The sequence below is a fragment of the Microvirga pudoricolor genome (genome assembly GCF_016892705.1).
Taxonomy (GTDB): Bacteria; Pseudomonadota; Alphaproteobacteria; order Rhizobiales; family Beijerinckiaceae; genus Microvirga; species Microvirga pudoricolor.
Genome location: NZ_JAFEMB010000006.1, coordinates 237,149 through 262,875, shown reverse-complemented (window position 1 = coordinate 262,875; position 25,727 = coordinate 237,149). Strand labels below are relative to the sequence as shown.

23 protein-coding genes are annotated in these 25,727 nt (G+C 66.3%); 9 read left to right on the top strand and 14 right to left on the bottom strand.

The features are described from left to right. Window positions 1–59: 59 nt before the first annotated feature. The gene (locus ILT42_RS19080) at window positions 60–1,928 is read left to right on the top strand and encodes a hypothetical protein (RefSeq protein ID WP_204217472.1); all 1,869 of its coding nucleotides are present in this window, start codon (window positions 60–62) and stop codon (window positions 1,926–1,928) included. Between the two features lie 145 nt (window positions 1,929–2,073). Here the strand turns inward: ILT42_RS19080 and ILT42_RS19075 are convergent, their stop codons facing one another. Next, entirely contained in the window at window positions 2,074–4,374 is a 2,301-nt protein-coding gene (locus ILT42_RS19075; RefSeq protein ID WP_229428757.1) for an NADP-dependent malic enzyme, read from the bottom strand. 135 nt (window positions 4,375–4,509) lie between these two features. Between ILT42_RS19075 and ILT42_RS19070 the strand changes: the two genes are divergently transcribed. Further along, a complete protein-coding gene (locus tag ILT42_RS19070) occupies window positions 4,510–5,130 on the top strand; it encodes a CatB-related O-acetyltransferase (protein ID WP_204217471.1) in 621 nt (206 codons plus the stop codon). Here the strand turns inward: ILT42_RS19070 and ILT42_RS19065 are convergent. From ILT42_RS19065 to aspS, 3 genes are read right to left on the bottom strand one after another with little or no spacing between them, the layout of a single operon-like run. Further along, window positions 5,102–6,184: an acyltransferase family protein gene (locus tag ILT42_RS19065; protein ID WP_204217470.1), complete on the bottom strand. Its 1,083-nt coding sequence runs from the start codon at window positions 6,182–6,184 to the stop codon at window positions 5,102–5,104. The two genes, ILT42_RS19070 and ILT42_RS19065, sit on opposite strands and share 29 nt — an antisense overlap. Then, window positions 6,181–7,065 carry a glycosyltransferase family 2 protein gene (locus ILT42_RS19060; RefSeq protein WP_204217469.1) on the bottom strand — a complete coding sequence of 295 codons (885 nt, stop codon included), beginning with the start codon at window positions 7,063–7,065 and terminating at the stop codon, window positions 6,181–6,183. The genes ILT42_RS19065 and ILT42_RS19060 overlap by 4 nt, the downstream gene beginning before the upstream one ends. Further along, a complete protein-coding gene (gene aspS, locus ILT42_RS19055; protein ID WP_204217513.1) occupies window positions 7,062–8,870 on the bottom strand; it encodes an aspartate--tRNA ligase in 1,809 nt (602 codons plus the stop codon). Before aspS ends, ILT42_RS19060 begins: the two co-directional genes overlap by 4 nt. Window positions 8,871–9,109: 239 nt before the next feature. Here aspS and ILT42_RS19050 point away from each other — a divergent pair, with 239 nt between their 5' ends. The 3 genes from ILT42_RS19050 to rnd all read left to right on the top strand — a co-directional run bounded on the left by ILT42_RS19050 (window position 9,110) and on the right by rnd (window position 11,563). Beyond that, entirely contained in the window at window positions 9,110–9,784 is a 675-nt protein-coding gene (locus ILT42_RS19050; RefSeq protein WP_204217468.1) for an alpha/beta fold hydrolase, read from the top strand. Between the two features lie 102 nt (window positions 9,785–9,886). Continuing rightward, a complete protein-coding gene (locus tag ILT42_RS19045; RefSeq protein WP_204217467.1) occupies window positions 9,887–10,282 on the top strand; it encodes a hypothetical protein in 396 nt (131 codons plus the stop codon). Window positions 10,283–10,396: 114 nt separating this feature from the next. Next, entirely contained in the window at window positions 10,397–11,563 is a 1,167-nt protein-coding gene (gene rnd, locus ILT42_RS19040; RefSeq protein ID WP_204217465.1) for a ribonuclease D, read from the top strand. Between the two features lie 71 nt (window positions 11,564–11,634). On the opposite strand, the gene ILT42_RS19035 is transcribed toward rnd, so the two are convergent. The 7 genes from ILT42_RS19035 to ILT42_RS19005 all read right to left on the bottom strand — a co-directional run bounded on the left by ILT42_RS19035 (window position 11,635) and on the right by ILT42_RS19005 (window position 18,960). Next, on the bottom strand, window positions 11,635–12,123 hold the full coding sequence (locus tag ILT42_RS19035) for a GNAT family N-acetyltransferase (RefSeq protein ID WP_204217463.1): 489 nt from the start codon (window positions 12,121–12,123) through the stop codon (window positions 11,635–11,637). Between the two features lie 19 nt (window positions 12,124–12,142). Beyond that, the gene (locus ILT42_RS19030) at window positions 12,143–12,685 is read right to left on the bottom strand and encodes an NUDIX domain-containing protein (RefSeq protein ID WP_204217461.1); all 543 of its coding nucleotides are present in this window, start codon (window positions 12,683–12,685) and stop codon (window positions 12,143–12,145) included. Window positions 12,686–12,735: 50 nt separating this feature from the next. Further along, a complete protein-coding gene (gene ppx, locus ILT42_RS19025) occupies window positions 12,736–14,256 on the bottom strand; it encodes an exopolyphosphatase (RefSeq protein WP_204217459.1) in 1,521 nt (506 codons plus the stop codon). 1 nt (window position 14,257) lies between these two features. Further along, a complete protein-coding gene (locus ILT42_RS19020) occupies window positions 14,258–16,426 on the bottom strand; it encodes an RNA degradosome polyphosphate kinase (RefSeq protein WP_229428780.1) in 2,169 nt (722 codons plus the stop codon). A gap of 158 nt (window positions 16,427–16,584) precedes the next feature. Then, the gene (locus ILT42_RS19015) at window positions 16,585–17,274 is read right to left on the bottom strand and encodes a P-loop NTPase family protein (RefSeq protein WP_204217456.1); all 690 of its coding nucleotides are present in this window, start codon (window positions 17,272–17,274) and stop codon (window positions 16,585–16,587) included. Next, window positions 17,267–18,358: an AI-2E family transporter gene (locus ILT42_RS19010; RefSeq protein WP_204217454.1), complete on the bottom strand. Its 1,092-nt coding sequence runs from the start codon at window positions 18,356–18,358 to the stop codon at window positions 17,267–17,269. The genes ILT42_RS19015 and ILT42_RS19010 overlap by 8 nt, the downstream gene beginning before the upstream one ends. After that, the gene (locus ILT42_RS19005) at window positions 18,355–18,960 is read right to left on the bottom strand and encodes a CDP-alcohol phosphatidyltransferase family protein (RefSeq protein ID WP_204217447.1); all 606 of its coding nucleotides are present in this window, start codon (window positions 18,958–18,960) and stop codon (window positions 18,355–18,357) included. The genes ILT42_RS19010 and ILT42_RS19005 overlap by 4 nt, the downstream gene beginning before the upstream one ends. A gap of 165 nt (window positions 18,961–19,125) precedes the next feature. On the opposite strand from ILT42_RS19005, the gene purM reads away from it, so the two are divergent. Continuing rightward, window positions 19,126–20,193 carry a phosphoribosylformylglycinamidine cyclo-ligase gene (gene purM, locus ILT42_RS19000; protein WP_204217445.1) on the top strand — a complete coding sequence of 356 codons (1,068 nt, stop codon included), beginning with the start codon at window positions 19,126–19,128 and terminating at the stop codon, window positions 20,191–20,193. After that, window positions 20,193–20,843, top strand: coding sequence for a phosphoribosylglycinamide formyltransferase (gene purN / locus ILT42_RS18995; RefSeq protein ID WP_229428756.1), 651 nt, complete (start codon window positions 20,193–20,195; stop codon window positions 20,841–20,843). Before purM ends, purN begins: the two co-directional genes overlap by 1 nt. A gap of 41 nt (window positions 20,844–20,884) precedes the next feature. Here purN and ILT42_RS18990 read toward each other — a convergent pair whose 3' ends face one another. The 3 genes from ILT42_RS18990 to ndk form a co-directional block, all read right to left on the bottom strand. Then, entirely contained in the window at window positions 20,885–21,247 is a 363-nt protein-coding gene (locus ILT42_RS18990; RefSeq protein WP_204217443.1) for a hypothetical protein, read from the bottom strand. Between the two features lie 94 nt (window positions 21,248–21,341). Next, window positions 21,342–23,462, bottom strand: a complete 2,121-nt coding sequence (locus ILT42_RS18985) for a molybdopterin-containing oxidoreductase family protein (RefSeq protein ID WP_204217441.1) — start codon at window positions 23,460–23,462, stop codon at window positions 21,342–21,344. A 229-nt stretch (window positions 23,463–23,691) separates the two neighbouring features. Then, window positions 23,692–24,114 (bottom strand): nucleoside-diphosphate kinase, encoded by a 423-nt coding sequence (ndk, locus tag ILT42_RS18980; protein WP_204217439.1) that lies wholly within the window; start codon window positions 24,112–24,114, stop codon window positions 23,692–23,694. A gap of 176 nt (window positions 24,115–24,290) precedes the next feature. On the opposite strand from ndk, the gene ILT42_RS18975 reads away from it, so the two are divergent. Continuing rightward, on the top strand, window positions 24,291–24,695 hold the full coding sequence (locus ILT42_RS18975; RefSeq protein ID WP_204217430.1) for a DUF2147 domain-containing protein: 405 nt from the start codon (window positions 24,291–24,293) through the stop codon (window positions 24,693–24,695). A gap of 77 nt (window positions 24,696–24,772) precedes the next feature. Next, window positions 24,773–25,627 carry an urea carboxylase-associated family protein gene (locus tag ILT42_RS18970; RefSeq protein WP_204217428.1) on the top strand — a complete coding sequence of 285 codons (855 nt, stop codon included), beginning with the start codon at window positions 24,773–24,775 and terminating at the stop codon, window positions 25,625–25,627. Window positions 25,628–25,727 lie beyond the last annotated feature (100 nt).

The following is a 25,727-nucleotide window of genomic DNA, read 5'->3' as shown; positions in this document are numbered from 1 at the left end:
CGCCACCGCGCCGAAAGTGGATTAGGGTTACACGCACCACTCTGCACCGAGGAAAGACCATGAGGCTGCTGTTCCGCTCCGGCATCGGAGCCATCGCGCTGCTCGCAGGCACGGCCACGCTTTCCTTCGAACCCGCCGTGCTTCGCGACCTCGCCGTGCACTCGGGCGGCGCAAGCCTGTCCGTGGGAGCGGTGCGCACCTCCCTGTGGAACGCCGCGCTGGCCCAATCGGCCGATACGTTCAGCCTTGAGAACGTCACCCTGCAGGCCGGCTCCGCCACCTATCGGATGAAGCGCATCGACTTTGCGGGGGTCACGACGCCCCGCGCCGAGATCGAGGCCATCTTCGGCGCCGGGTCGGCACAGCCTCTCGCGGACCGCCTCGGCCGCATCAGCGCCCGGCAGATCGTCATCCCGGAGATCGTGGCCGACCAGACCATGGGTCCCCTCACCCAGCGCACCACCTACCGCAACGTAACCGCCGACGCGGTCCAGAGCGGGAGGGTCACGACCTTGACGGCCGAGACGACGGCCCAGGAGATGACCACCCCGAAGGGAAAGAGCACCACCACCCAGGGCCGCTCTACGATCAGCGACATCGACCTCGCGGCACTGGCTCACCTCTATCTCGACCGCGGCGGGCAGCAGCCGGAACCCCTGACGAAGATCTACGGCAGCTTCGTCATCGAAAACTCGACGGTGTCGGAGGCGAACGGCGCCACGATCCGGATCGAGCGCATCACCGGCTCGGATTTCCGCGCCCGGCCGACCCAGGATTCCTGGAGCGGCACCATCTCGATGCTCTTCGCCCTGTCGGAGACCGACAAACTTTCGACGGAGGACGAAACGCGCCTGATCACGGCCGTCACGGACATGATCGACGCCATGGATTTCGGCGCCCTGGAAGCGACCGGCATCGACGTGTCGAATCCCGCGGCGCAGACCGGAAAGGCCACGTCGAGCCGAATCGCCAGGATGAGCTATGCGAGCGCACGGGACGGGCAGCCGTCCCAAACCGTCATCGAGGGCCTCCAGGCCGGAACGGGTGACGGCGGCGTCAAGATCGATTCCGTGAGCGTGACCGGCTTCTCCCTGCGGCCGACCCTCGATGGCCTGCGCGCCCTGCGCGGCAAATCCATGAAATCCCTCTCGCCGGAGCAGATGCGATCCCTCATTCCGGTGCTCGGAACCACGAAGATGTCGGGGTTCTCCATTGACGTCCCCAACGCCGAGGACAAGAGCCCCACGCCCGAGCGCATCAAGGCCTCGCTCAAGTCCTTCGAGCTGACCGCCGACCAGCCCGTCGACGGGCTCGCGACCAACTTCCGCCTCGGCCTCCAGAACTATGTGATGGCCCTGCCCGCGAGCAGCGAGGAAGAGGGCGTCAAGACGCTGATCGACTGGGGTTATACCAGCCTCGACGTCTCCTTCCTGGTCTCGACCCGGTGGAACGCCGCCTCCAACAGCCTCGACGTCTCGGAACTCTCGTTCCAGGGCAAGGACATGGGCGATGTCGCCATCAAGGGCACGCTCGGCAACGTGTCGAAGGACGTGTTCAACCCGGATACGGCGGTGGCGAGCGTGGCGCTGATGGCCGCCACGGTGAAGTCTCTCGACGTGACGCTGGAGAACAAGGGCCTGTTCGACCGCTACCTCGCCAAGGCCGCCCAGGACCAGCGCACCAAGCCCGAAACCCTGCGCCGCACCTACGGCACGGCTGCGGCCTTCCTGATCCCGTCCATGATCGGCAATTCGGACGGGGCCCGGACCATCGGCCAGGCGGTCTCGAAGTTCATCGCGAAACCGGGACGGATCACCTTGCAGGCCACGTCGAAGGATCCGGCGGGCGTGGGCGTGGCGGATTTCGCCGCGCAGCCGGAACCGGGCGAGATCATCAAGCTGATCGACGTGACGGCGAAGAACGAGTGAGATAAACGGAGACGCGACGGCGTCCCCTCCCCCTTGTGGGGAGGGCTAGGGTGGGGGTGTGAGCATCGAACCTAGCAAGGTTGGCGCCTACACCCCCACCTCCAACTCCTCCCCACAAGGGGGAGGAGGGCATGTTGTGCCTTCCTCAAAACAGCGTCGGATCCTGCTCGGCCGCCTGCGCCTCCACCACGGCCACGGCGGTGATGTTGACGATGCCGCGCGCCGTCACGGAGGGCGTCAGGATATGGGCCGGCTTCGACGGCCCGATGAGGATCGGGCCGACGGGCAGCGAGTCGGCTAGGATCTTCGTGAACTGGAAGGCGATGTTGGCGGCGTCCAGGTTCGGCATGATGAGCACGTTCGCCTCGCCCTTCAGGGTCGAGCCCGGATAGACCCGCTCGCGGATCATCTCGGACAGGGCCGCATCGGCCTGCATCTCGCCGTCGGCCTCCAGGTCCGGCGCGCGTTCGCGGATCAGGGCGAGGGCCGCCCGCATCTTGATCGCCGAACGGGTGTCGGCCGCGCCGAAATCCGCGTGGGACAGGAGGGCGATCTTCGGCGTGATGCCGAAGCGGCGCACGTGGCTGGCGCAGGCGACCGTCATCTCGGCAATCTGCTCGGCGCTCGGATCCGGCTGCACATGGGTGTCGGCCAGGAAGTAGGCGCCCTTCGACGTGATGACGAGGGACAGGGCCGCCATCTCCCGCACGCCCGGCGCCAGGCCGATGATGTCGCCGATATGCTTGAGCCGGGACTGGAAGCGCCCCTCGAGGCCGCAGATCAGCGCGTCCGCATCGCCTCGCCGCACGGCCAGGGCGCCGATCACCGTCGTGTTGGTGCGCACCAGCGTCTTGGCGAGATCGGGCGTGATGCCCTTGCGTCCTGCCACGTCCACGTAGGTCGCCACGTAGTCGCGGTAGCGCGGATCGTCCTCCGGGTTGATGAGGTCGAAATGACGGCCCGCTTCCATGGACAAGCCGAAACGCTTGATGCGGGTGTCCACCACATTGGGGCGGCCGATGAGGATGGGACGGGCGATGCCTTCCTCGACCACCACCTGGACGGCGCGCAGCACCCGCTCGTCCTCGCCCTCGGCATAGATGACGCGCTTCGGATTGGCCTTCGCCTTGGAGAAGAGCGGCTTCATAATGAAGCCGGACCGGAACACGAAACGGCCGAGCGAATCCGTATAGGCCTCCATGTCCTCCAGGGGCCGGGTCGCGACACCCGAATCCATCGCGGCCTGGGCGACCGCGGGTGCGATGCGCAGGATCAGGCGCGGATCGAAGGGGCTCGGGATCAGCGACTTGCGCCCGAACGGATGCGCCTCGCCGCCATAGGCCCGCGCCACCACCTCGGAGGGAGCCTCGCGGGCAAGCCCCGCGATGGCTTTCACGGCCGCGGCCTTCATCTCCTCGTTGATGGTGGTCGCGCCCACGTCGAGGGCGCCCCGGAAGATGTAGGGAAAGCACAGGACGTTGTTGACCTGGTTCGGGAAGTCCGAGCGGCCCGTGCAGATCATGGCGTCCGGACGGGCCTTCTCGGCCAGGTCCGGCATGATCTCCGGATAGGGATTGGCGAGCGCCAGGATCAGCGGTTCCGGGGCCATCTGGGCGAGAAGCTCCGGCTTGAGCACGCCGCCCGCCGAGAGGCCGAGGAACACGTCGGCGTTGGGGATGACGTCGGCCAGCGTTCGCGCATCGGTCTTCTGGGCATAGACCGACTTCCAGCGGTCCATGAGCTCGTTGCGGCCGTCATGGACGACGCCCTCGATATCCGTGACCCAGATGTTCTCGCGCCGGGCGCCGAGCGACACCAGCAGGTTGAGGCAGGCCAGGGCCGCCGCGCCCGCCCCGGAGGTGACGATCTTGACGTCCTCGATCCGCTTTCCGGCGAGTTCCAGGGCATTGGTGACGGCCGCGCCCACGATGATGGCGGTGCCGTGCTGGTCGTCGTGAAAAACCGGGATGCCCATGCGGGCCTTCAGCCGCTCCTCGACCTCGAAGCATTCCGGGGCCTTGATGTCCTCGAGATTGATGCCCCCGAAGGTGGGCTCGAGGGCCGCGATGACCTCCACGAGCTTGTCGACATTCTTCTCGGCCACCTCGATGTCGAACACGTCGATGCCGGAGAATTTCTTGAACAGGACCGCCTTGCCCTCCATGACGGGCTTGGAGGCCAGCGGGCCGATGTCGCCGAGGCCGAGCACGGCCGTCCCGTTCGAGATCACCGCCACGAGGTTCTGGCGCGAGGTCAGGTTGGCGGCTTCGGCCGGATCCGCCGCGATCGCCTCGCAGGGGGCGGCCACGCCGGGCGAATAGGCGAGCGCCAGGTCGCGCTGGTTGCCGAGGGGCTTGGTCGGCTGGATCTCGAGCTTTCCGGGGCGCGGGTTGCGGTGATAGAAGAGCGCACCCTGTTTCAGATCCTGCGAGATGTTGTCAGCCATCCCCGACGCTCCCCTGTTGCCCGCGGCCGTTGTTCTGTCGAGCGCCCTTTTGCGCGCCGGAAGGGCCCGCCGTCAACGCTTCAATCCGCACGGCTCCTATCCCGGAAAGCCCCTTCCCCTGCGGGAGTTTGCCCCATGAGCCTGCGCCATCGCCTCAAGAACTGGCGCAACCCGCACAACGAGACGCGGTTGCACCTGGAAAAGCTGGTGGGCCGGTACGGCTACGACATCGGCGCCTTCAGCTATGGACGTCCCAAGGTGCGGTTTCCGGAGGCCGGGCGGATGCTCACCATCGGGCGCTACTGCTCCATCGCCGACAAGGTCGAGATCCTGCTCGGCGGCAACCACCGCACCGATTGGGTCACGACCTACCCGTTCTCAGCCCTGCGCGGCCTGTGGCCGACCGCGCCTGAGACGCAGGATTACCATACGTCACGGGGCGACGTGACCATCGGCAGCGACGTCTGGCTCGGATCGGGAGCGATAATCCTGTCGGGGGTCACCATCGGCCATGGCGCCGTCGTGGCGGCGGGCGCGCTGGTGACGAAAGACGTTCCGCCCTACGCCATCGTGGGCGGCAACCCCGCGCGGGTGATCCGCCATCGCTTCGACGACGCTACCGTGGCGGCGCTTCTGGAGACGGCCTGGTGGGACCTCTCGCCGGAGCAGGTGGCCGGGCTGATCCCGCTCCTGCAGAGCGGCCGGACCGGAGAGCTGATCGAGGCCGTCAGGGCCCTGCGGGCTCGATCGTCTTGAGGGTGCGCAGGCCGAGCGCCCTCGCCTTGAGGCGAAGCGCCGGCTTCTCGATCCCGAACCAGGACAGCGCCGCCACGCCCAAGGTGATCGCCAGCGAGGGCGCCAGCAGCGTCAGGGCGGCGGCGGTCGGGAACAGCGCATGCAGAGCCTGCTGCACCGGCCAGCCGTAGAGATAGGTCCCATAGGACAGGTCGGCCCCCGGCTCGACGGCGTACCGCACCGGCACGAGGCACAGCCACAGGATCGCATAGGACGACGCCATGAACAGGGCCGTCTTGTAGAGAAACGTCTCCTTCAGGAACATCGCCCCCATCACGGCCAAGAAAGCTGCGAACAGCGACAGGCGCACGCTGTCCCGCCAGAGGTAGAGCGCGGCTCCGCAGGCGAAGATCAGGGGCAGACGCAGGGCCGTTTCGATGCCCTTGGGCGGCTCGGGATTGAGGGCATCGAGGCCGAGCAGGCCGAGGGCCAACGCCGCCACGAGGACCAGACCCGCCATCCGCCATCGCAGCAGCCCGGCCAACCCCGCCACGAGCACGCCCGCGTAGCACAAGACCTCGTATTTGAGGGTCCAGACCGTTCCCATGGGGAAGCGGAACGGATTGGCCTCGAAGACCCCGGGCAAGACCGTGTTGCTCTTGAAGGTTGTGAGCGTGGCCGTGATGAAGCGCCACAACTCCGCGCTCGCGAGATATTCGCCCAAGGGCAGACGACTCATCAACGGTCCGAGCACGAGACCGACCGCCAGCACCGCCACGATGAGCCCCGGCGCGATGCGCAGGGTCCGGGCGATCACATAATCGCGCCAGCCGCGCCGGTCGAAGCTCATGGTGACGAGGAAGCCCGAGATGGCGAAGAACCCGTTCACGGCATGCTCGCCGAGGGTGAACCCGGTCGATGCCGTTAGGGGCTCGTCGATCAGCGATCCGCTGGTGACGCTGAAGGCATGGGACAGGACCACGGCGAGCGCCAGCCCGAGGCGCACCAGGGTGAAATTGTTGGCGTCCTGGGCCATGGCCTCCGCGACGGTGGGGCCGGACAATTCCTTCGTCATGCGGCCTCTCCTTCGAGACGCTCGGTGGCCAGCGCCGAGCGCCCGCGCAGGAAGGCGAGCGCGCCGGCGGCCGATCCGCCATAGCGCTCCACCAGAGAGCGCCGGAGGGTCAGGCTCGCCAGCACCGTCTTGAACGCGTTGACGGCGAACATGCCCGGCGCCGGTTTCGGCAGCCCGTATTTGCGGCTCACATAGGCCCGTGACCAGGCCTGATGCCAGCGGGCTTTGAACACCCGCCCCGGCTTCGGCTCGCTCGACCGGCCGCGCCCGTGCCGGACGGTGGCCCCCGGCACGTAGACGAGGGCCGACCCGGAATCCGCCACCCGGCGGCAGAGGTCGTCGTCCTCGTAGAACAGGAAGATGTTTTCGTCGAAGCCGCCGATCCTCGCAAAAAGGTCGCGGCGCACCAGAAAGCACGCTCCCGACAGGAACGGTACGCAAGCATCCCCGTCCGGAATGACGAGACGGCCGGACGGGTTGTGCAGGTAGGGTGAGAGGAGCGAGCGGGGCTGGAAGAATACGCGTCCCGAGGGCTCGACGATCTGGGGCGCGAACAGGCCCGCATCGGGATAAAGCCGCGCCGCATCGACCAGCGCCGCCACCGCGCCCTCCCCCATCGTGCAGTCGGGGTTGACGATCAGGACGAACTCGGTCGAGGCCGCCCGCGCGCCGATATTGTTGGCCCGGCCGTAGCCTTCGTTGCGGGGGTTGCGGATGACCGCCGCGCCCTGCCCCTCGGCGATTCGCGTGGTGTCGTCCGTCGAGGCGTTGTCGACCACGATCGCGCTCACGCCCTCGCGCCGCAGCGCGGCCAGACACTCCGGCAGCGCGTGGGCGCTGTCGAAGGCCACGACGATGGCGGTGACGGACGCGCCGCTCATTTCTCCGGCAGGTTCGTCCGGATGTGAAGCTCGCGCAGTTGCTTCGCGGTCGCCTCGGAGGGGGCGCCGAGCAGCAGGTCTTCGGCCCTCTGGTTCATCGGGAAGATCGTAATCTCGCGCAGGTTCTGGGCGCCGCAGAGCAGCATGACGATGCGGTCCACGCCCGCCGCCATGCCGCCGTGGGGCGGAGCGCCGTACTGGAACGCCCGGTACATGCCGCCGAAGCGGTCCATGACCTCCTGCTCGCCGTATCCGGCGATCTCGAACGCCTTCACCATCCGGTCGGGGCGGTGGTTGCGGATCGAGCCCGAGGCCATCTCGTAGCCGTTGCAGACCATGTCGTACTGGAAGGCCGTCATCTTCAGGATCGTGTCCTTGTCCGACGGGTCCAGCGCCATGAACGCGTCATGGTCCATGTTGCCCATGGAGAACGGGTTGTGGGAGAAGTCGATCTTCTTCTCGTCCTCGTTCCATTCGTATTGCGGGAAGTCCACGATCCAGCAGAAGGCGAACTGGTCCTTGTCGCTTAAGGCCAACTCATCGCCAATGCGAACGCGCGCCTTGCCGGCGAGAGACGCCGCCTTGTCTTCGTTGCCGGCCGAGAAGAACACCGCGTCGCCCGCCTTGATGCCGGCCTTCTCGCGGATCACCGCCTGCGCGGCCTCCGGGATGAACTTGGCGATGGGGCCCTTGCCCGTGATCGTTCCGCCCTCGTCCTCGAACACGATGTAGCCGAGGCCGGGGGCTCCTTCCGAGCGGGCCCATTCGTTCAACTTGTCGAAGAAGGAGCGCGGCTGGGAGGCTGCGCCGGTCGCAGGAATGGCGCGCACGACGCCGCCGCCCTTCACCACGTTCTTGAACGCGTTGAAGGTCACGTCCTCGCGCTCGAACACCTCGGACACGTCGGCGATCACGAGCGGGTTGCGCAGGTCGGGCTTGTCGGAGCCATATTTCAGCATCGACTCGAAATACGGGATGCGCGGGAACACGTCCGTCACGGGCTTGCCGTCCGCGAATTCCTTGAAGGTGTCGCGGATCACCGGCTCCATAGCCTGGAACACGTCCTCCTGGGTGACGAAGCTCATCTCCACGTCGAGCTGGTAGAACTCGCCCGGCAGGCGATCGGCGCGGGGGTCCTCGTCCCGGAAGCAGGGGGCGATCTGGAAGTACCGGTCGAAGCCGGAGATCATGATCAGCTGCTTGAACTGCTGCGGGGCCTGCGGCAGGGCGTAGAACTGGCCGGGATGGATGCGGGACGGCACCAGGAAGTCGCGGGCGCCCTCCGGCGACGAGGCCGTCAGGATCGGGGTCGTGAACTCGAAGAAGCCGGTCTGCTTCATGCGGGTGCGCAGCGAGTCGACGATCGCGCCGCGCTTCATGATGTTGGCGTGCAGCTTCTCCCGGCGCAGGTCCAGGTAGCGGTACTTGAGGCGGGTCTCTTCCGGGTAGTCCTGGTCGCCGAAGACCGGCATCGGCAGCTCGTCCGCGGGCCCCAGGACTTCCATGTCGGTGATGTAGACCTCCACCGTGCCGGTGGGCAGCTCGGCGTTCTCGGTGCCGGCGGGGCGCTTGCGCACCTTGCCGTCGATCCGGATCACCCACTCCGACCGGGCGGTCTCGGCGAGCTTGAAAGCCGGCGAATCCGGGTCCACCACGCATTGCGTCATGCCGTAATGGTCGCGCAGGTCGATGAACAGCACGCCGCCATGGTCGCGGATCCGGTGGCACCAGCCGGACAGGCGGGTCACGCCCCCGACATCGCTCTCACGGAGCGCGCCGCAGGTGTGGGAACGGTAGCGATGCAGGGTCTGGGACGGGGCGGACATGAAAAGAAGCCTGAAATGCCTGGGTGAATGTGTTTCGCGCACCATTCATGCGAGCCGGGCGAAGTCAAGGCGCTGCGACTGAATTCCGCTGGAACGCACGGGCGCAATACGGTTTACTTAGCCGGAACCGTGACCCAGACCGTCGGACGATGCTGCTCCCCGCGCCAGAAATCCTGATTTTCCCCGGCCTTGACGGCCAGCCGAGCCTCCGGAGAGGCTTGGTCGGCGCGCTCGAGCCCCATTTCGCCGTCCGCGCGGTCCCGCTCCCGAACGCCCTGGACCACGATTACCGGACCTTGGCCGAGGCCTATGCGTCCACCCTGCCCGACCGCCCGGTTCTGCTCGTCGGCGAATCCTTCAGCGGACCGCTCGTGGCCATGATCGCGGAGCGCCGGCCCGACGTGGTGGTCGGAACGGTGTTTCTGTCGACCTTCGCCAGGCTTCACGCCCCAAGAGCGCTGGTCCGCGCCCTGCTCGCGGTCCCGTTCCGGCACCTGCCCATGCGGCTGATCTCATGGGCCATGAAGGGGAAGGACGAAACGCTGAGCCTGCGGGACAAGCTCGCCGAGTCGCTCCGGCAGGCGCCCGAGCCTCTCCTGAAGCACCGGATCAGGCTCGCGCTGGCGGTGGACGTCAGGGACCTGCTGACGCGCTTGCCGGTGCCAATGCTGGTCGTCCACGGTCGAAAGGACCGGATCGTGTGGCCCTGGCAGACCCGGGTCTTCCGGAAGGCCCGTCCGGATTGCCGGATCGTAAGCCTCGACGGCCCCCACATGCTCCTGGAAGCCAAGCCGGGCGAGGTCGCATCCGCCATCCGGTCCTTCATAGCCGATTTGGCTGATTTGGCCGCCGGAGGCGCTGCGGCGACCCTGCGAATGCAGACAGCGACCTGATGGCGGCGTTAGGGCTTAAAATCCGCTGAAACAAAGGAAAATTCCGTTCGTTTGGAGCCCAATTCCCTTGCGGAACAAAGGCAGAACTCCCATATTCTTCCTATGGAAATGAACACTGCCACCAACCTCATGAAGCGGGCCACGAACGCTCCCGTCGAGGAGAGGATCGAGGGCCATTGGCGCGTCTATCCGATGGAGGGGGCGCTGGAGCTTCACTATATCGATCAGTCCGGCAACCCGAGCCGGCGCTGGATCATCGTTCGGGAGCTGAAGGTCGGCCCCGGCAAGACCCTTCTGGGCGGCATCGACATGGCCGATGACGGCTATCGCGGCTTCCGGGGCGACCGGATCGAGCGGATCATCGACGCCGAGACCGGGCGTGTGATCGACCGCAACATCGTCGATTGGCTCATCAAGCGGGCCGAGCAGCAGGCCAAGGAACGCCGCAAGCTCGCCGCCAAGGCGGCGCGAGACCAGCAGGCCCGAAACGCCGCCTGATACGTGCCGCATCGGTTCCGTGGCGTTCAAAAATGCGGAAAATCCTTTGGATGCCGCATTTTCCCGGCTGCGACCGGTTCCCACCTTGTCGGTAAATGCTCTAAAACCCCTAGCATGGATTTGATCACCACGACCGAGGGCCTCGCCCAGGCTTGCGCCCGCCTCGCCTCCCAGCCGTTCGTTACCGTCGATACGGAATTCCTGCGCGAGACGACCTATTACCCGAAGCTCTGCCTGATCCAGATGGCGGGCCCGGACCCGGCCGATTCCTACCTGATCGATCCTCTGGCCGAGGAGTTGAGCCTGGAGCCCTTCATGGCGCTGATGGCGGATCCCGGAACCATCAAGGTCTTTCACTCCGCCCGGCAGGACCTCGAAATCATCTGGAACCTGGGCGGCATCGTGCCCGCTCCGCTCTTCGATACGCAGGTGGCCGCCATGGTCTGCGGCTATGGCGACTCGGTCTCGTACGAACAGCTCGTCAACGACCTCGCCAAGGCTAAGGTCGACAAGTCCTCACGGTTCACGGACTGGTCGCGCAGGCCGCTCTCGGATGCCCAGCTCACCTACGCCCTCTCCGACGTCACGCACCTCGTGAAGGTCTATGAGGCGCTGATGGCACAGCTTCAGGGCAATGGCCGCCTGGAATGGCTCGGCGAGGAGATGGCGGTCCTGACCTCTCCCGAAACCTACAAGGCCGACCCCGACAATGCCTGGAAGCGGCTGTCCGGACGCTTGCGCAAATCCCGCGAGATCGCCGTTCTGATGGAGGTCGCCTCCTGGCGCGAACGCGAGGCGCAGAGCCGGGACGTGCCACGGGGGCGCATCCTCAAGGACGACGCGGTGATCGACGTGGCCGTCTCGGCTCCGCGCAGCGTCGAGGCTCTCGGGCGCCTGCGCTCGATCCCCAACGGCTTCGAACGGTCCCGGACGGGCGCGGACATCCTGGAAGCCGTCGAGCGCGGCCTTGCCCGCGACCCGGCGAGCGTGCCCATGCCGGAGCGGTCCCGTGGCCGGGGCAATACCGGCGCGGTGGTGGAGCTGCTGAAGGTTCTCCTCAAGGCCGTGGCCGAGCAGGAGCGCGTGGCGCCCAAGATCATCGCGACCGTCGAGGAGCTGGAGGCCATTGCCGAGAACGACAATGCCGACGTGCCCTCCCTGCACGGCTGGCGGCGTTCCCTTTTCGGCGAGAAGGCCCTGGCCCTCAAAGGCGGGCAACTCGGCCTCGTGCTGGATCGCGGCCGCGTGGCCGTGCGGCCCGTGCCCGAGACGGTGGACTGAACGAGCGGTCCCATGGGCCGGCAGCCCGATAGGGCTTCAGGTTTCAGCGGCTTCGTAACCGATGACGCGCCTCAGGCTGCCCACCGATACAGGTAGCGCTCCATCTCCGGCAGAAACCTCTTTTCCTCGAAACCGGCCTTTTCCAGGACGCGCCGCGATGCGGCATTGTCCGCATGCGCAAAAGCCGAGAGTTCGGCCACGCCGCGCTCCCCGGCATGATCCAGGCAAAAGCGCGTCAGTTCCAATGCGAAGCCTTGTCCCCAGGCCGCCCTGGCGAAGAAGTAGGCGACCTCCAGGCCCCAGCCGGGGTCGAACGGGTCGTCGTAGAGGCCTCCGAACCCGATGATGCGTTCATCCGCCTTGTTCAAGACCGTCCAGGGCGCAAAACCGATCGGGGCTCTCTGCTTCTCATGAGCGACGAGATAGCGCTGGCAATCCTCGACCGATTCGCGCCGGTATGTGTGACGCATGATCTCGGGATCGCCGAGAAAATCGAAAAGCAATGGCGCATCGGCGGTCTGTGGCGGACGCAGGATGAGGCGTTCGGTTTCAAATCGCATCGGACCGTGCATCGTCTATTCAGATCAGCCCCTTCAATCTCAGCATCGCGAAAGCCGCGACCGTTGTCGCGTCCTTGATCGTGCCGTTGCGGATCATATCCTCGACTTCCGTCAAGGCGAACCTGCGGCAGACCATGTCCTGCTCCGACGCCTCCCGCTGGGCTGCGCCCAGCTCCAGGCCTCGGGCCAGGAAGATATCGTAACCTTGCGTAGAATAGCCGTAACACTCGAACAGATGGCCCACATGAACCATCTCGCGGGCGGCGAGGCCCGTTTCCTCCAAGAGCTCGGCGCGGGCCAGGTCGAGCGGATCCTTGCCGGGTGCGCCCTCCCAGGAGCCCTGCGGCAGCTCCCAGTACCGGCCCTCGACCGGATACCGATACTGCTCCACCAGCCAAGTGAAGCCATCCTCCACGGGCATGATCACGGCGAAATCGGCTTTCTCCACCACGCCATAGATCCCCGTCGAACCGTCGCGGCGGCGGATGCCGTCCTCCCGGACGCGCATCCAACGGTTCTCGTAAACGACATGGCTCGACGTGGCGGTGATGTCCTGGGTCATGGCTCCTCCAGGTCCGGGCATACGATGGAACGCCCGGGCTTGGAAGCCGCTCAGCCGATCTCGATCTTGGGCTCCAGGTTGAGCAGCTTGCCCAGCGCCTTCATGCGGCCCACGAGGCGCTCGTTGGCCAGATCGGCCATCTCGCTGGGTAACTGAAGGACGACGCTCTTGCCGCGCACGAGAAGCGGCGTCTTTGGCAGGACGCCTTCCATGGCCACGGAAACCGGATAGGCGATCCGCATCAGGGCCGCGAGAAGGCGGGCGCGCTCCATGAGCTTGGGCCCCGCCAGGGTCTTGATACGAGAGCCCACCTTGTCCGGAGACAGGCCCTCGTGCCGGAAGAAGACCGCGAGCGCCAGGTAGGCGCGGCCGGCATGGTCGAGCCCGGAGAACGACCCGAACGCGATGAAGTTCAGGCTCTGCTCGCCGCGATAATCCGGATGGGCGCGCCAGCCGATGTCCGCGAGCAGGCAGGCCGCATGGCGCAGGCGGTGCTCGGTTTCGGTCTCGGGCAGACCCAGGCTCTGAACGAAGGCGTTGGTCCAATCCCACAGTTCCTCGCCGTGGCGGGGCGAGCGGGACCGCAGAAAATTCAGGTCGTTCGCGGAGGCCAGCAGCGGGTCGAGCGCCTGGGCTTCCGGGGGCAGCCGATCGTACAGCAGCCCCTCGCGCACGCCGAAGGCCGAGATGGCGATTTCCTTCGGCTGGCCGAGACGGATGATCTCCTCCAGCACGATGGCGCCATAGGCCAGGAGCGGACGGCGGGCCTCGGAAATACTCTCGATGTCCTTCAACGACTTGACGTCCGCCTCTTCGACGAGATGCAGGAAGTCGAGACCGTCGTCGGGGCTGATGATGTAGTTGTGCATCACGTGCAGCGGATAACCTCGCGCGGCCTGATGCAGCTTGGCGAGGGCGCGCCAGGTTCCGCCCACCGCGTAGAACGTGCGGCCCTGGAGATGGGCCAGGTACTCGGGCGCCTTTTCGAGCGCCTGGCGCACGATGCGTTCCGCGCGGCGGATGGAGCCGCCGCTCACGTCCTGCAGGGCAAGGCCGCCCAGCGGCATCGTGATGCCTTCTCCGACCGTGTGGTCCATGACCTCCACGAGCTCGAGGCTGCCGCCGCCCATGTCGCCGACGATGCCGTCCGGGCGAAAGAAGCCGGACACCACGCCGAGGGCCGACAATTCCGCCTCCTTGGCGCCCGACAGGAGCTCGATCCTGCGGCCGCAGGCCTTGGCCGCCGCCTTGAGGAAGGCCGGACCGTTCGAGGCGTCACGGGCCGCCGCCGTCGCGAGCACGAAGACCTCGGCGACGCCCATCGTGTCGCACAGCACCCGGAACCGGGCCAGCGCCCTCAGGGCCCGGTCGACCGCGTCGTCGTCCAGTCTGCCGGTGGTGGCCACCTGCCGGCCCAGGCCGCACAGGACCTTCTCGTTGTAGAGGACGGCGGGAGAGCGCGCGTGACCCTCATAGACCACGAGCCGGACCGAATTCGACCCGATATCGATGATCGCGACCGGACGGCCGAGCTTCAGGCGGCCCGGCGCCTCGTCGTGGTTGACCGGCATGTCAGCGCTGTCTCCGCTTGGGAAGCGCCTTGGGGCTTGACGTTCGGAGGGATTTTCCACGGCCTGACAGACTCGGATTCGTCATGAAATACTTGTGCGCGTTGAAAGGTTCCTCGCCCTCGGCGGGCGCGACGCGGCGGCTCTTGCCGTCCGGGAGCACCTGCCAGCTCTGTTCGTTGTCGAGAAAGTTGGCCAGCATGATCTGATCGAGCACCTGCTGGTGCACGGTGGGGTTCAGGATCGGCAGCAGGGCCTCCACCCGACGGTCGAGATTGCGCGACATCAGGTCGGCGGACGAGATGTAGACGTGGGCTTTCGGGTTGGGCAGGCCCTGGCCGTTGCCGAAGGCGTAGATGCGGGTGTGTTCCAGGAAGCGCCCGACGATGGACTTGACCCGGATGTTCTCCGATAGGCCCTTGATGCCGGGCCGCAGGCAGCAGATGCCCCGTACCACGAGGTCCACCTGCACGCCCGCCGCGCTGGCGTCGTAGAGCGCGTCGATGATCTGCTGGTCCACGAGGGAATTGCACTTGCCCCAGATGGCGCCGGGCCGGCCCGCCTTCACATGGGCGACTTCCTCGGCGATGTGCTGCAGGAGCCGCTTCTTCAGGTTCAGGGGCGAGACCGCCATGCGCTCCAGCTCGGCCGGTTCGGCGTAGCCCGTGACGAAATTGAAGATGCGCGACACGTCCCGGCCGATGACCGGATCGGCCGTGAAATAGGACAGGTCCGTGTAGATGCGGGCCGTGATCGGATGGTAGTTGCCCGTTCCCACATGGCAGTAGGTGATAAGCTGGCTGCCCTCGCGCCGGACCACCATGGAGAGCTTGGCGTGGGTTTTCAGCTCGATGAAGCCGAAGACCACCTGGGCGCCCGCCCGCTCCAGGTTGCGGGCCCAGCGGATATTGGCTTCCTCGTCGAAACGGGCCTTCAATTCCACGAGCGCCGTCACGGACTTTCCAGCCTCGGCGGCTTCGGCCAGGGCTGCCACGATGGGGCTGTCGTTGGAGGTGCGGTAAAGGGTCTGCTTGATCGCCACCACGTTAGGATCGCGGGCGGCCTGCGACAGGAACTGCACCACCGCATCGAAGGATTCATAGGGGTGGTGGACCAGGATGTCCTTCTGGCGGATCGCCGCGAAGCAATCGCCGCTATGCTCGCGGATCCGCTCGGGAAAGCGCGGGTTGTAGGGCTTGAACTTCAAATCCGGCCGGTCGAGGCCCACGAGCTGGGACAGGTCGTTGAGGCCCAGCATGCCCTCGACCACGAACATCTCGTCCCCGCCGATCTCGGATTCCTCCGTCACGAAGAGGCGCAGGTCCTCCGGCATGGCGGCCTCGACCTCCAGGCGGATCACCGAGCCGCGGCGCCGCTGCTTGAGGGCGGATTCGAACACCCGCACCAGGTCCTCGGCCTCCTCCTCCAGTTCGAGGTCGGAATCGCGGATCACCCGGAAGGCCCCCTGCCCCTGGACGCTGTAGCCCGGGAAGAGACGGCCCGTGTAGAGCACGATCACCTGCTCCAGTGCGATGAAGCGGGTTGCTCCGGTTTCGGCGAGGTCCGGTAGGCGGATGAAGCGGTCCACCTTGGAAGGCAGGCGGATCAGGGCGTTCAGAACCTTGCCGTCGCTCTGGCGGGCGAGTTTGAGGGCGATGGACGAGCCGAGATTGGGAATGAATGGGAAGGGATGCGCCGGATCGATGGCAAGCGGCGTCAGAACCGGGAAGATGTGGCTCAGGAAGTAGTCCTCGAGCCACAAAGCCTCGGATTTCGCCAGCCCCGGCCCATCGACGAGGAAGATGCCCTCCTCCTGGAGGTCGTCCCGCAGCTCGCGCCAGCGGCGCTGCTGGTCGGAGGCCAGCCCCGAGACCTCGGCCGCGATCTTGGACAGCTGCTCCTGTGGGGTCAGGCCGTCCTGGGAGACCGTCTCGACGCCTGAGCGAAGCTGCCCGCGCAGACCCGCCACACGGACCATGAAGAACTCGTCGAGGTTGTTCGCCGAAATCGACAGGAAGCGCAGCTGCTCCAGGAGCGGATGGTTGCGGTTGGAGGCCTCCTCCAGGACCCGGCGGTTGAACTGAAGCCAGGACAGCTCGCGGTTCACGAAGCGCTGCGGAAACTGCCGCAGGGCCGCGCCGTCGAGCTCGATATCGGCGGGGGCCTTGGGCAGGGGCGTGTCGGTGACGAGTTCGACGTCGTCGAGAATGAATTCTCCTGCCGCTGCCGCATTTACCGCGCTCGCCACGTCACGTTCTCCCGCAACCTTCTTGGGACCCCGCTTTGCCTCGGCTTTGGTGACGGTTTCACGACGATTCTGCACTTGTGCCTTCACTCGCTCTCTTCCGTTTCCTGCGATCCGAGAATTTCGGCCGCGATGGCCCGCGAAACGCGTCGTCCACGGCTCAGGGCTTCCTTGTCCAGCCGCGACACAACGTCGGCGGCGCGCGCCAGCGACCGCTCGATTCTGAGGGCGATATAGTCCACCACCGTGGTGTCGACCACGAGCTGGCGGTCGACAAAAAGCTTGACCAGCACCGCTTTCAGCAGGGCGTCGTCGGGCGGGTCGAGGGACACACTGGGTGCCAGGCGCAGCCGCGACAGAAGATCGGGCGTGGTCAGTCCCCAGCGGTCGGGCGGGTTCTCGCAGGTCATCAGCACGAAAGCCCCGCGCTCGCGGGCCAGGTTGAGAAGGTGGAACAGGGCGGCCTCGTCGAGGGGGCCGCGATCCATGTCCTCGATGGCCAGCGCGCCGCTGGAGATCAGATGCGGGACCTTGTCGCCCGACGCCTCGGCCGCCTCGATGGTCCAGGCGCGGGCGTCCGTCGCCCAGATCGACGCCAGATGGCTTTTGCCGCTCCCGGGCGGTCCCACCAGCACCAGGATGGTGTCCGGCCATTCAGGCCAAGCCTCGATGAGACCGTAGGCCTTTTCGTTGGACGGACTGACCAGGAAATCCTCGCGCCCATAGCGCGGATCCAGGGGCAGGTCGAAGGCGAGCTGCTTGGGGGCGTCAGGCATCGACGTCGCTCCGCAGCACCACCGTCTCGCCGCGATAGAACGGGCTCGCGAGGTATCGGCGCAGGGCATAGCGGGCGATCACGCCCACCGCCGCCGCCAGGGGCACCGCCAGGAGCAGGCCCACGAAGCCGAACAGCGCGCCGAAGGCGAGGAGCGCGAACATCAGCCAGACCGGGTGCAGGCCGACCGAGTCGCCCACGAGCTTCGGCGACAGGATGTTACCCTCGACAAACTGCCCGAAGACGAAGATGCCGAGCGTTGCCAGGATCATGGTCCAATCCGGCCAGAACTGAACGATCGCGACTCCCACGGACAGGATCAGGCCGGTGAGCGACCCGACATACGGGATGAAGCTCAGAATACCGGACGTCATGCCGATCATCGGGCCGAAATTCAGGCCGATCAGGGTCAGTCCCACCGCGTAGAAGGTGCCGAGGATGATGCAAACCATGGCTTGGCCGCGCACGAAGCCCGCGATGGCCCGGTCGATGTCCCTGGCGATCATGCGCACCGTGTCGCGGTTGCGTGGGGGCAGCCAGGAATCGACGGTGCCGACCATCCGGTCCCAGTCGATGAGCATGTAGAAAGCCACCACGGGGGTCACCACCAGCAGGGATACGACGCCGATGAGCGCCTGCCCGCCGGACCAGAGCGAGTTCAGGAACGCGCCCATCCAGGCCACGCCCTGGCTGATGAGATTCCCGACGGATGTCTGCATTTCGGATAGGGCGGAGGATCCGCCGATCTTCTCGATCCAGGGCCCGCCCTCCTGGACGGCCAATTGCTGGAGCCGGGCCACGTAGCCCGGCAAGCGCTCCACGAAGGCCGCCACCTGCTGGGCCACGAGCGGCACGACGATCACGAGGGTGAGGATGAACAGCAGGACGAACAGCACGAGAATGATGAGGCTCGCCCCCAGGCGGCTGAGGCCCAGCCTGTGCATCCGATCCGCCAGGGGGTCGAGCAGGTAGGCCAGGGCGAAGCCCGCCACGAAGGGGAGCAGGATGCCGCGCAGGAGGAACAGCAGCGCGACCGCGACGACGAGCGCCACGAGCCAGAATGTGACCTGTCTTTGGACCGTCATCGCGCCTCGGCATCCTCCACGCCGCTCCTGCCCGTCATGTGCCTGAGCCATAGGTGGAGATAGGCACCTGCCGAAGCGGCGGTCAAGGCGGCGGTCAGGAGCATGGCTAACGTCTCGACGGCGCCCAGCTCGACCCGGAATGCGTTGATGCCCAGCGCGAAGGCCGCGAAAGCGATCTGGGCCGCCGTATTGAGCTTGCTGACCAGGAGCGGCCTGATCTCCACGGGGCGCTCCAGCGCCCCGGACAGGAGGACGGCGGACACGATCAGCACGTCCCGGGCCACCACGAGGCCGGTGAGCCAGGCCGGGATGGCGCCCGACAGCGCCAGGGCCACGTAGATCGACACCATCAGAAGCTTGTCGGCGACCGGGTCCATGTAGGCCCCGAACCGGCTCTCCATGTGGAAACGCCGGGCGATGTAGCCGTCCGCGAAATCGGACAGACCCGCCACCACGAACAGCCCGAACGCCGCGATCCACTGCTCCCGCACGATCAGCGCGAGGATGATCGGCACGAGGATCAGGCGGGCGACCGTGATGAGGTTCGGGATCGTCATCCGCTCCATGATGGAGGGGCGCGGCCGCAAGTTCAATGTCGGCACGTCCGGTTTTCCATGCCCGAGCGGCCGCGTCCAGCCGCCCCGAACGTCCCGCCGGCCGCTCCTTTGCTGACGGCCCAAGGGCCGCCGAACCCCGCCCCTTTCGCCACAAGCCCCTTGCCTCTCGCCCCCTCTCGCCTTACTGCCGCAGCAATGCGGGGTGAGCCAATGACCGAGAGCAAGCCGAACGGCCTGACCTATGCCGAAGCGGGCGTCGACATCGATGCCGGCAATGCCATGGTGGACCAGATCAAGCCCCTGGTGCGCGCCACCCGGCGGCCCGGCGCGGATTCGGAAATCGGGGGCTTCGGCGGGCTGTTCGACCTCAAGGCGGCGGGTTTCACGGACCCGATCCTGGTCGCGGCCAATGACGGCGTCGGCACCAAGGTGAAGATCGCCATCGACACGAATATTCACGACACGATCGGCATCGACCTCGTGGCCATGTGCGTGAACGACATCATCGTGCAGGGTGCCGAGCCCCTGCTCTTCCTCGACTATTTTGCCACCGGCAAGCTGACCCCGCAGGTGGGTGTGGACATCGTGAAGGGCATCGCCGAGGGCTGCCGCCGGGCTGGCTGCGCGCTCATCGGCGGCGAGACGGCCGAAATGCCGGGCCTTTATGCCGAGAACGACTACGACCTGGCCGGTTTCGCGGTGGGCGCCGCCGAGCGTGGCACCCTGCTACCGAAGCCTGTCCTGGCCGGAGACGTCTTGATCGGTCTGCCCTCCTCGGGCGTCCATTCCAACGGCTTCTCGCTGGTGCGCAAGATCGTGCAGGTCTCGGGCCTCGGCTGGGACGCTCCCGCGCCCTTCGCGGAGGGCAAGACCCTCGGCGAGGCTCTGCTGGAGCCGACCCGCATCTACGTGAAGCCCTTGCTCGCCGCCCTCAAGGCCACGGGCGGCATCAACGCCCTGTGCCACATCACGGGCGGCGGTTTCCCCGACAATATCCCCCGCGTGCTGGATGACAGCATCGGCGTGCGTCTCGACCTCGATTCCATCCCGGTCCCGCCCATCTTCGGCTGGCTCGCCCAGACCGGCGGCGTGATCGAATCCGAGATGCTGCGCACTTTCAATTGCGGCATCGGCATGATCGTTTTCGCGGAGGCCGAGAAGGCGGACGCCGTGACAGCCGCCCTCCGGGAGGCCGGCGAGAATCCCGTGCGCATCGGCGAGGTGGTGGCCCATTCGGGCGGTGAGCGCGTTCAGACCACGGGTCGCCTGTCCGTCTGATGTCCCGCCGCCGCGTCGCCATTCTGATCTCGGGGCGCGGCTCCAATATGGGCGCGCTCATCGAGGCGGCTCGTTCGCCCGATTTCCCCGCCGAAATCGCCCTTGTGCTCGCCAACCGGCCCGACGCCGCCGGCCTGGAGGTCGCCCGGGAGGCCGGAATCGCCACCGCCAGCGTGGACCACAAGAGCCATCCGGACCGGGAGAGCTTCGACGCCGCGCTCGATGCGGTCTTGCGGGAGCACGCCATCGCGTTCGTCTGCCTTGCGGGCTTCATGCGCGTTCTGACCGACGGTTTCGTGGAACGCTGGCAGGGCCGGATGATCAACATCCACCCTTCCCTCCTTCCCCTCTTCCGGGGCATCCACACCCATCGCCGGGCCCTGGAGGAAGGCGTGCGGGTCCATGGCTGCACGGTGCATTTCGTCGTGCCGGAGTTGGACGCCGGACCGATCGTGGCCCAGGCCGCTGTGCCGGTGGTGCCGGGCGACACGGAGGAGAGCCTCGCGGCCCGGATCATCGTGCAGGAACACCGACTCTATCCGGCGGCCCTGCGGATGATCTGCGCGGGAGACGCCTGGCTAGAGGATGGCCGCGTCGTGTTCCGGGAAGGCTGGGATGCCGGCGGGGCACTGTTGTCCCCGCCCGCGTGATAACGATCCCGATTGACTGCGGCGTTCCTGATGTTGGATCCCTACATCGCCGGGCGCGCGAGCTGGCAGGCATCCAGCGCCGCCACGGCCTTGGCACGGGCGGTGTCGTTGAAGACGCCGGTGTCGCGGTAGGCCTGGACTTCCTCGGGGCTGAGGGAGCGCATGGTGCGGCCCGCATAGCATTCGCAGGGGCGCCTGACGGACGATTCCGACGCATTCTGGAGCTTGGCCTGGGTGACGCCGCAGGCATTGCGCACGCGGGCGGTAAGCTGGCTCATGGTTTCCGTCTTCAGCGCCGGATCCGGTTGATAATTGGTCGGCGTGGTGGAGGCCGACGCCAAGGCGGCGGAAACGGAAGCGGTCAAGGCTGCGGCGGCCAGCGCCGCGCGAATGACGGAGATCATGGGGAAGTCCTTCGGAAAACGAGCAAAACCGTACTCGGTCGAGCGTTAAGGATAGGCATCCCCGGCAGGGGTCAAGACGTGTTTGCCGTTAGGCTTAAAAGTTAGACAATAACCCCTCGGCCCCCGGCTCGACCCGCTCGATGGCGACCCGGTTGTCGTGGAAGGCGGCTCCGCCATAGGGCGCGACGGCGTCCGCACCCGTGAGGGTGTTGATGCCACGCCCAAACGGATGAGCCGCGTTGGGCCAGATCGATTCCGCGATCAGCACCCCCCGGCGCACGCCCTCGTAGAGCTGCGCCCGCAGATAGACATCGCCACGGTCGTTCCTGAGGCGGGTCCAGTCCCCCTCGCCGATGCCGAGGCGCGCCGCGTCCTCTGGGTGGATCATCACGGAGGGACGGCCCTCCTTCTCCCTGGAGCCCGGCGTTTCGGTGAAGGTCGAGTTGAGGAAACTTCGCGCCGGGCTCGTGGCGAGGCGGAAGGGGTGAGCCTCCGTGGCGTTTTCGATCACGCCCCAGTGGTCCGGCAAGGCAGGGATCTCGGCCCAGGGACCCATCGGGCCGTCATTGGCGGACGGCACTTTCAACCAGTCGGGCTTGAAGCGAAACTTGCCGTCCGGATAAGCGAAGCCGTCGAGGTAATGGGCCTGCCGGAAGTCCGGCTGGGCATCGATGTGAAGCTGCGCTTCCAGCTCCTCGATGCTGCCCCAGCCCGAGTTCTGAAGCGTCCAGTCGATGATCTCGCGGGGCTCCATCGCAAAGCCGCGATGCTCCGCGCCGAGGCGGGAGGCCAGACCCCGGATCACCTCGTGGTTGGAGCGGCATTCGCCGGGCGCGTCCACCAGCTTGGAGCCGAGCTGAAAGTACTGGTGGCCGCCACCCTGGTAGAAATCATCGTGCTCCATGAACATGGTGGCGGGCAGGACGACATCGGCCATCAGGGCCGTCTCGGTCATGAACTGCTCGTGCACGCACACGAACAGGTCCTCGCGGGCGAAGCCCCGCTTGACCAGCTCCTGCTCCGGCGCGACGGAGACCGGGTTGGTGTTTTGGATCAGCAGGGCCTTGACCGGCGGGCCATGCCGTAGGGCCTCGGCATCCCCCGTGAGAACCCGGCCGATCTGCGACTGGTCGAGGCGGCGGACGGCAGGATCGATGGCGTCATGGCCTTCGATCAGCGCCTTGTTCCAGTGATAGATCGCCCCGTTGTTGTGGAAGGCGCCGCCGCCCTCGTATTGCCAGGCGCCCGTCACCGCCGCGATGCTGGCCGCCGCATGCATGTTCACCGCCCCGTTGCGCTGGCGGCCGAAGCCGTAGCCGAGGCGGAAGAAGGTGCGCTTGCGCTCGCCCACGAGCCGCGCGAAGGCCTCGATCTCCTCGACCGACAGCCCCGTGATGGCGGACGCCCAGGCCGGATCGCGGCTTTTCAGGTGCTCTTCCAGCTCGGCCGGGTGATCGGTGTAGCGCTCCAGATAATCCCGATCCGCATGGCCGTCGCGGAAGAGCACGTGCATGACCGCGCAGGCCAAGGCTCCATCGGTGCCCGGCTTCAGGAGCAGGGCCATGTCGGCCTGCTTCATGGTCGGGTTCATGTAGATGTCCACCGCCACGATCTTGGCGCCGCGCTCCTTGCGGGCCTTCATGGCGTGGGTCATCACGTTGACCTGGGTGTGGACCGGGTTCGTGCCCCAGATCACCACGCAATCGGACTTCGCCATCTCGCGCGGATCGGGCCCGGCGAGCTTTCCGGTACCGGCGATGTAGCCCGTCCAGGCCATGGTGGTGCAGATGGTGGAATATTGGCCGGAGTATTTCTTAACGTGTCGCAGGCGGTTGATGCCGTCGCGCATCACGAGGCCCATGGTTCCGGCATAATAATAGGGCCAGACGGATGGGGTGCCGAAATCCCGCTCCGCCTCCAGGAATTTTTGGGCCACGAGGTCGAGAGCTTCGTCCCAACTGACGCGCTCGAACTGGCCCGACCCCTTTGGACCGGTCCGCTTCAAGGGGTGGAGCAAACGGTCGGGATGGTGGATCCGCTCCGCATAGCGCGCGACCTTCGCGCAAATGACGCCAGCCGTGTAGAGGTTGGACTTGGCCCCATGGACCCGCCCGATGCTGCGGCCCTCGACGACCTCCACGTCCAGCGAGCAGGCGGACGGGCAGTCGTGCGGGCAGACGGACGGGCGGCGTTCGATGGGGGGCGCTTGATTCATGGGCGGCATCATAGAAGGGGCGAAACGGAAAGGAAAAGGCCGCCCGGAGGCGGCCTTATGAAGCGTCGGATTTCGAGATCACTAAACCTCATCCTGAGGGCCCGCGAAGCGAGCGTCTCGAAGGAGGGCTCCAGGTGGCGCAGGAAACACTCCGCTGGACTCATCCTTCGAGACGAATTGCTGTGCAATTCCCTCAGGATGAGGGCCGTGGAGTATTTCGTGACCGTACTTACCCGACGATCTCGTTGCCCGAGAAGAACTGGGCGATCTCGATCTTGGCGTTGTCCTGGCTGTCGGAGCCGTGGGCCGAGTTCTCGCCGATGGACTTGGCGAAGAGCTTGCGGATCGTACCCTCGGCGGCGCTCTCCGGATTGGTGGCGCCCATGACCTCGCGGTAGCGGGACACGGCATTCTCACCCTCGAGCACCTGCACGACCACCGGACCCGAGGTCATGAACTCGACGAGCTCACCGAAAAACGGACGCTCCTTGTGGACCGCGTAGAAGGTCTCGGCCTCGCGGCGGCTCATCAGGATGCGCTTCTGCGCCACGATGCGCAGGCCTGCCTTCTCGATGACGGCATTGATGGAGCCCGTCAGGTTACGCTCGGTCGCGTCGGGCTTGATGATGGAAAAGGTGCGCTCGATGGCCATGGGTCATCCACTCATTGACTGGAGAAATCTGGAAAGTGGGGCGCTTATAGCGGCGGCTTCCTGCGCCCTCAAGGGCCTTTCGGCCACAGATTCGGCTTATCGACCGTTGGATTCGGCCCGGCTCTCCCCTAACCTTATTGCATCGGCCCAGCGAAGGCCGTCTTCGGGAGTGAGCCATGAAAGTTTTAAGCCTGGCGGCCCTTGCGCTGCTTGCCCTCTCGGGTGCCGCCCATGCGCAGTCGGCCGATCCCAGCGGCACCTATGTAAGCGAGACCGGCGAGACCCGGGTCCGCATCGCCAGATGCGGCGCAGCCTGGTGCGGCACCATTGTGTCGGTGAAGGGAGAGACGAAGGACGCCAATAATCCTGATCCCTCCTTACGCAATCGCAGCCTCGTGGGGGTCCAGATGATCTCCAACATCCAGCCCACCGCCGACGGCTGGAACGGCTCGCTTTACAATTACAAGGACGGCAAGACCTATGCGGGCAAGATGAAAATAAAGGGCAACGCGCTCGAACTTTCCGGCTGCGTCCTGGGCGGTTTGATCTGTCGCGCGCAGACCTGGGCGAAAGCGAGCTGAGAGCGGCCCCCTCCCCTTGGCCTGACCCGGGAAGCATGGTCATCCTGTGCGGCATCCCGTCGGCCCAGGAGACCCATATGCTCGATTTTCCCGCCGCCTACCAAGCAACGGAAGGCTCCGCGCTCGATGTTGACAAGGCGTTCTACCGGCGCGTGACCCAGGCGCCGGACACGCGAACCCTCGTGGAATCCTTCACCATCCCGATCCGCACGGGCCGGTCCTGGACCGTTCCGGCCGGCCACGTCTTCCGCATCGTCACCATTGAGGGCCCCCAAGTCGGCGACCTCAACATCTGGAACCGGCACAACCCGCGCGAAAGGCTCTGGGCCTCGCGGACCCGGCAATTGCAGGCCGCCCACGTGACCACCTTCGACCGTCTGTGGTCGAACCTGCCATATCTGCGCCCCCTGGTGACCATCACAGACGACAGCCTCTCCGGCTACGGAATCGACGAATACGGCGGCCGGGTTCACGACCTCCTCGGCACCCGCTGCGATCCTTACGTGAACAAGATGCTGACGGGCGAGGATTTCGATTTCTGCTGCCATTCGAACCTGACCCGGGCCGTAGCGCCTCATGGTCTCACCGAGATGGACGTGCATGACGTGCTCAACGTCTTCCAATGCACTGGCCTGAACGGCCAGGACCAGTATTTCATGCGCGACTGCCCGGCGAAAACCGGCGATTATCTGGAATTCTTCGCCGAAATCGACCTTCTCTGCGCATTGTCCACGTGCCCAGGCGGCGACCTGTCGGTGCCGCTCTGGGGCCCTGACGCCCGCGATCCCATCGACGTCTGCCGTCCGCTGGGCGTGGAGATCTACAAGCTGGACGACGCCGTCCTGAAGGGCTGGGAGCAGCCCCGTCCGGCTTTCGAGCGCTACAAGGGAGCGCACGGCATGCGGTTGGAGAAGCCCGATTGGGTGGAGTGAGGTCCGCGCATGCGAAAGAGCGTGATGAACATGCCTCGAGTTGCGCGGCTTGCCCTCCTCCCCCTTGTGGGGAGGAGTTGGAGGTGGGGGTGTGAGCGCC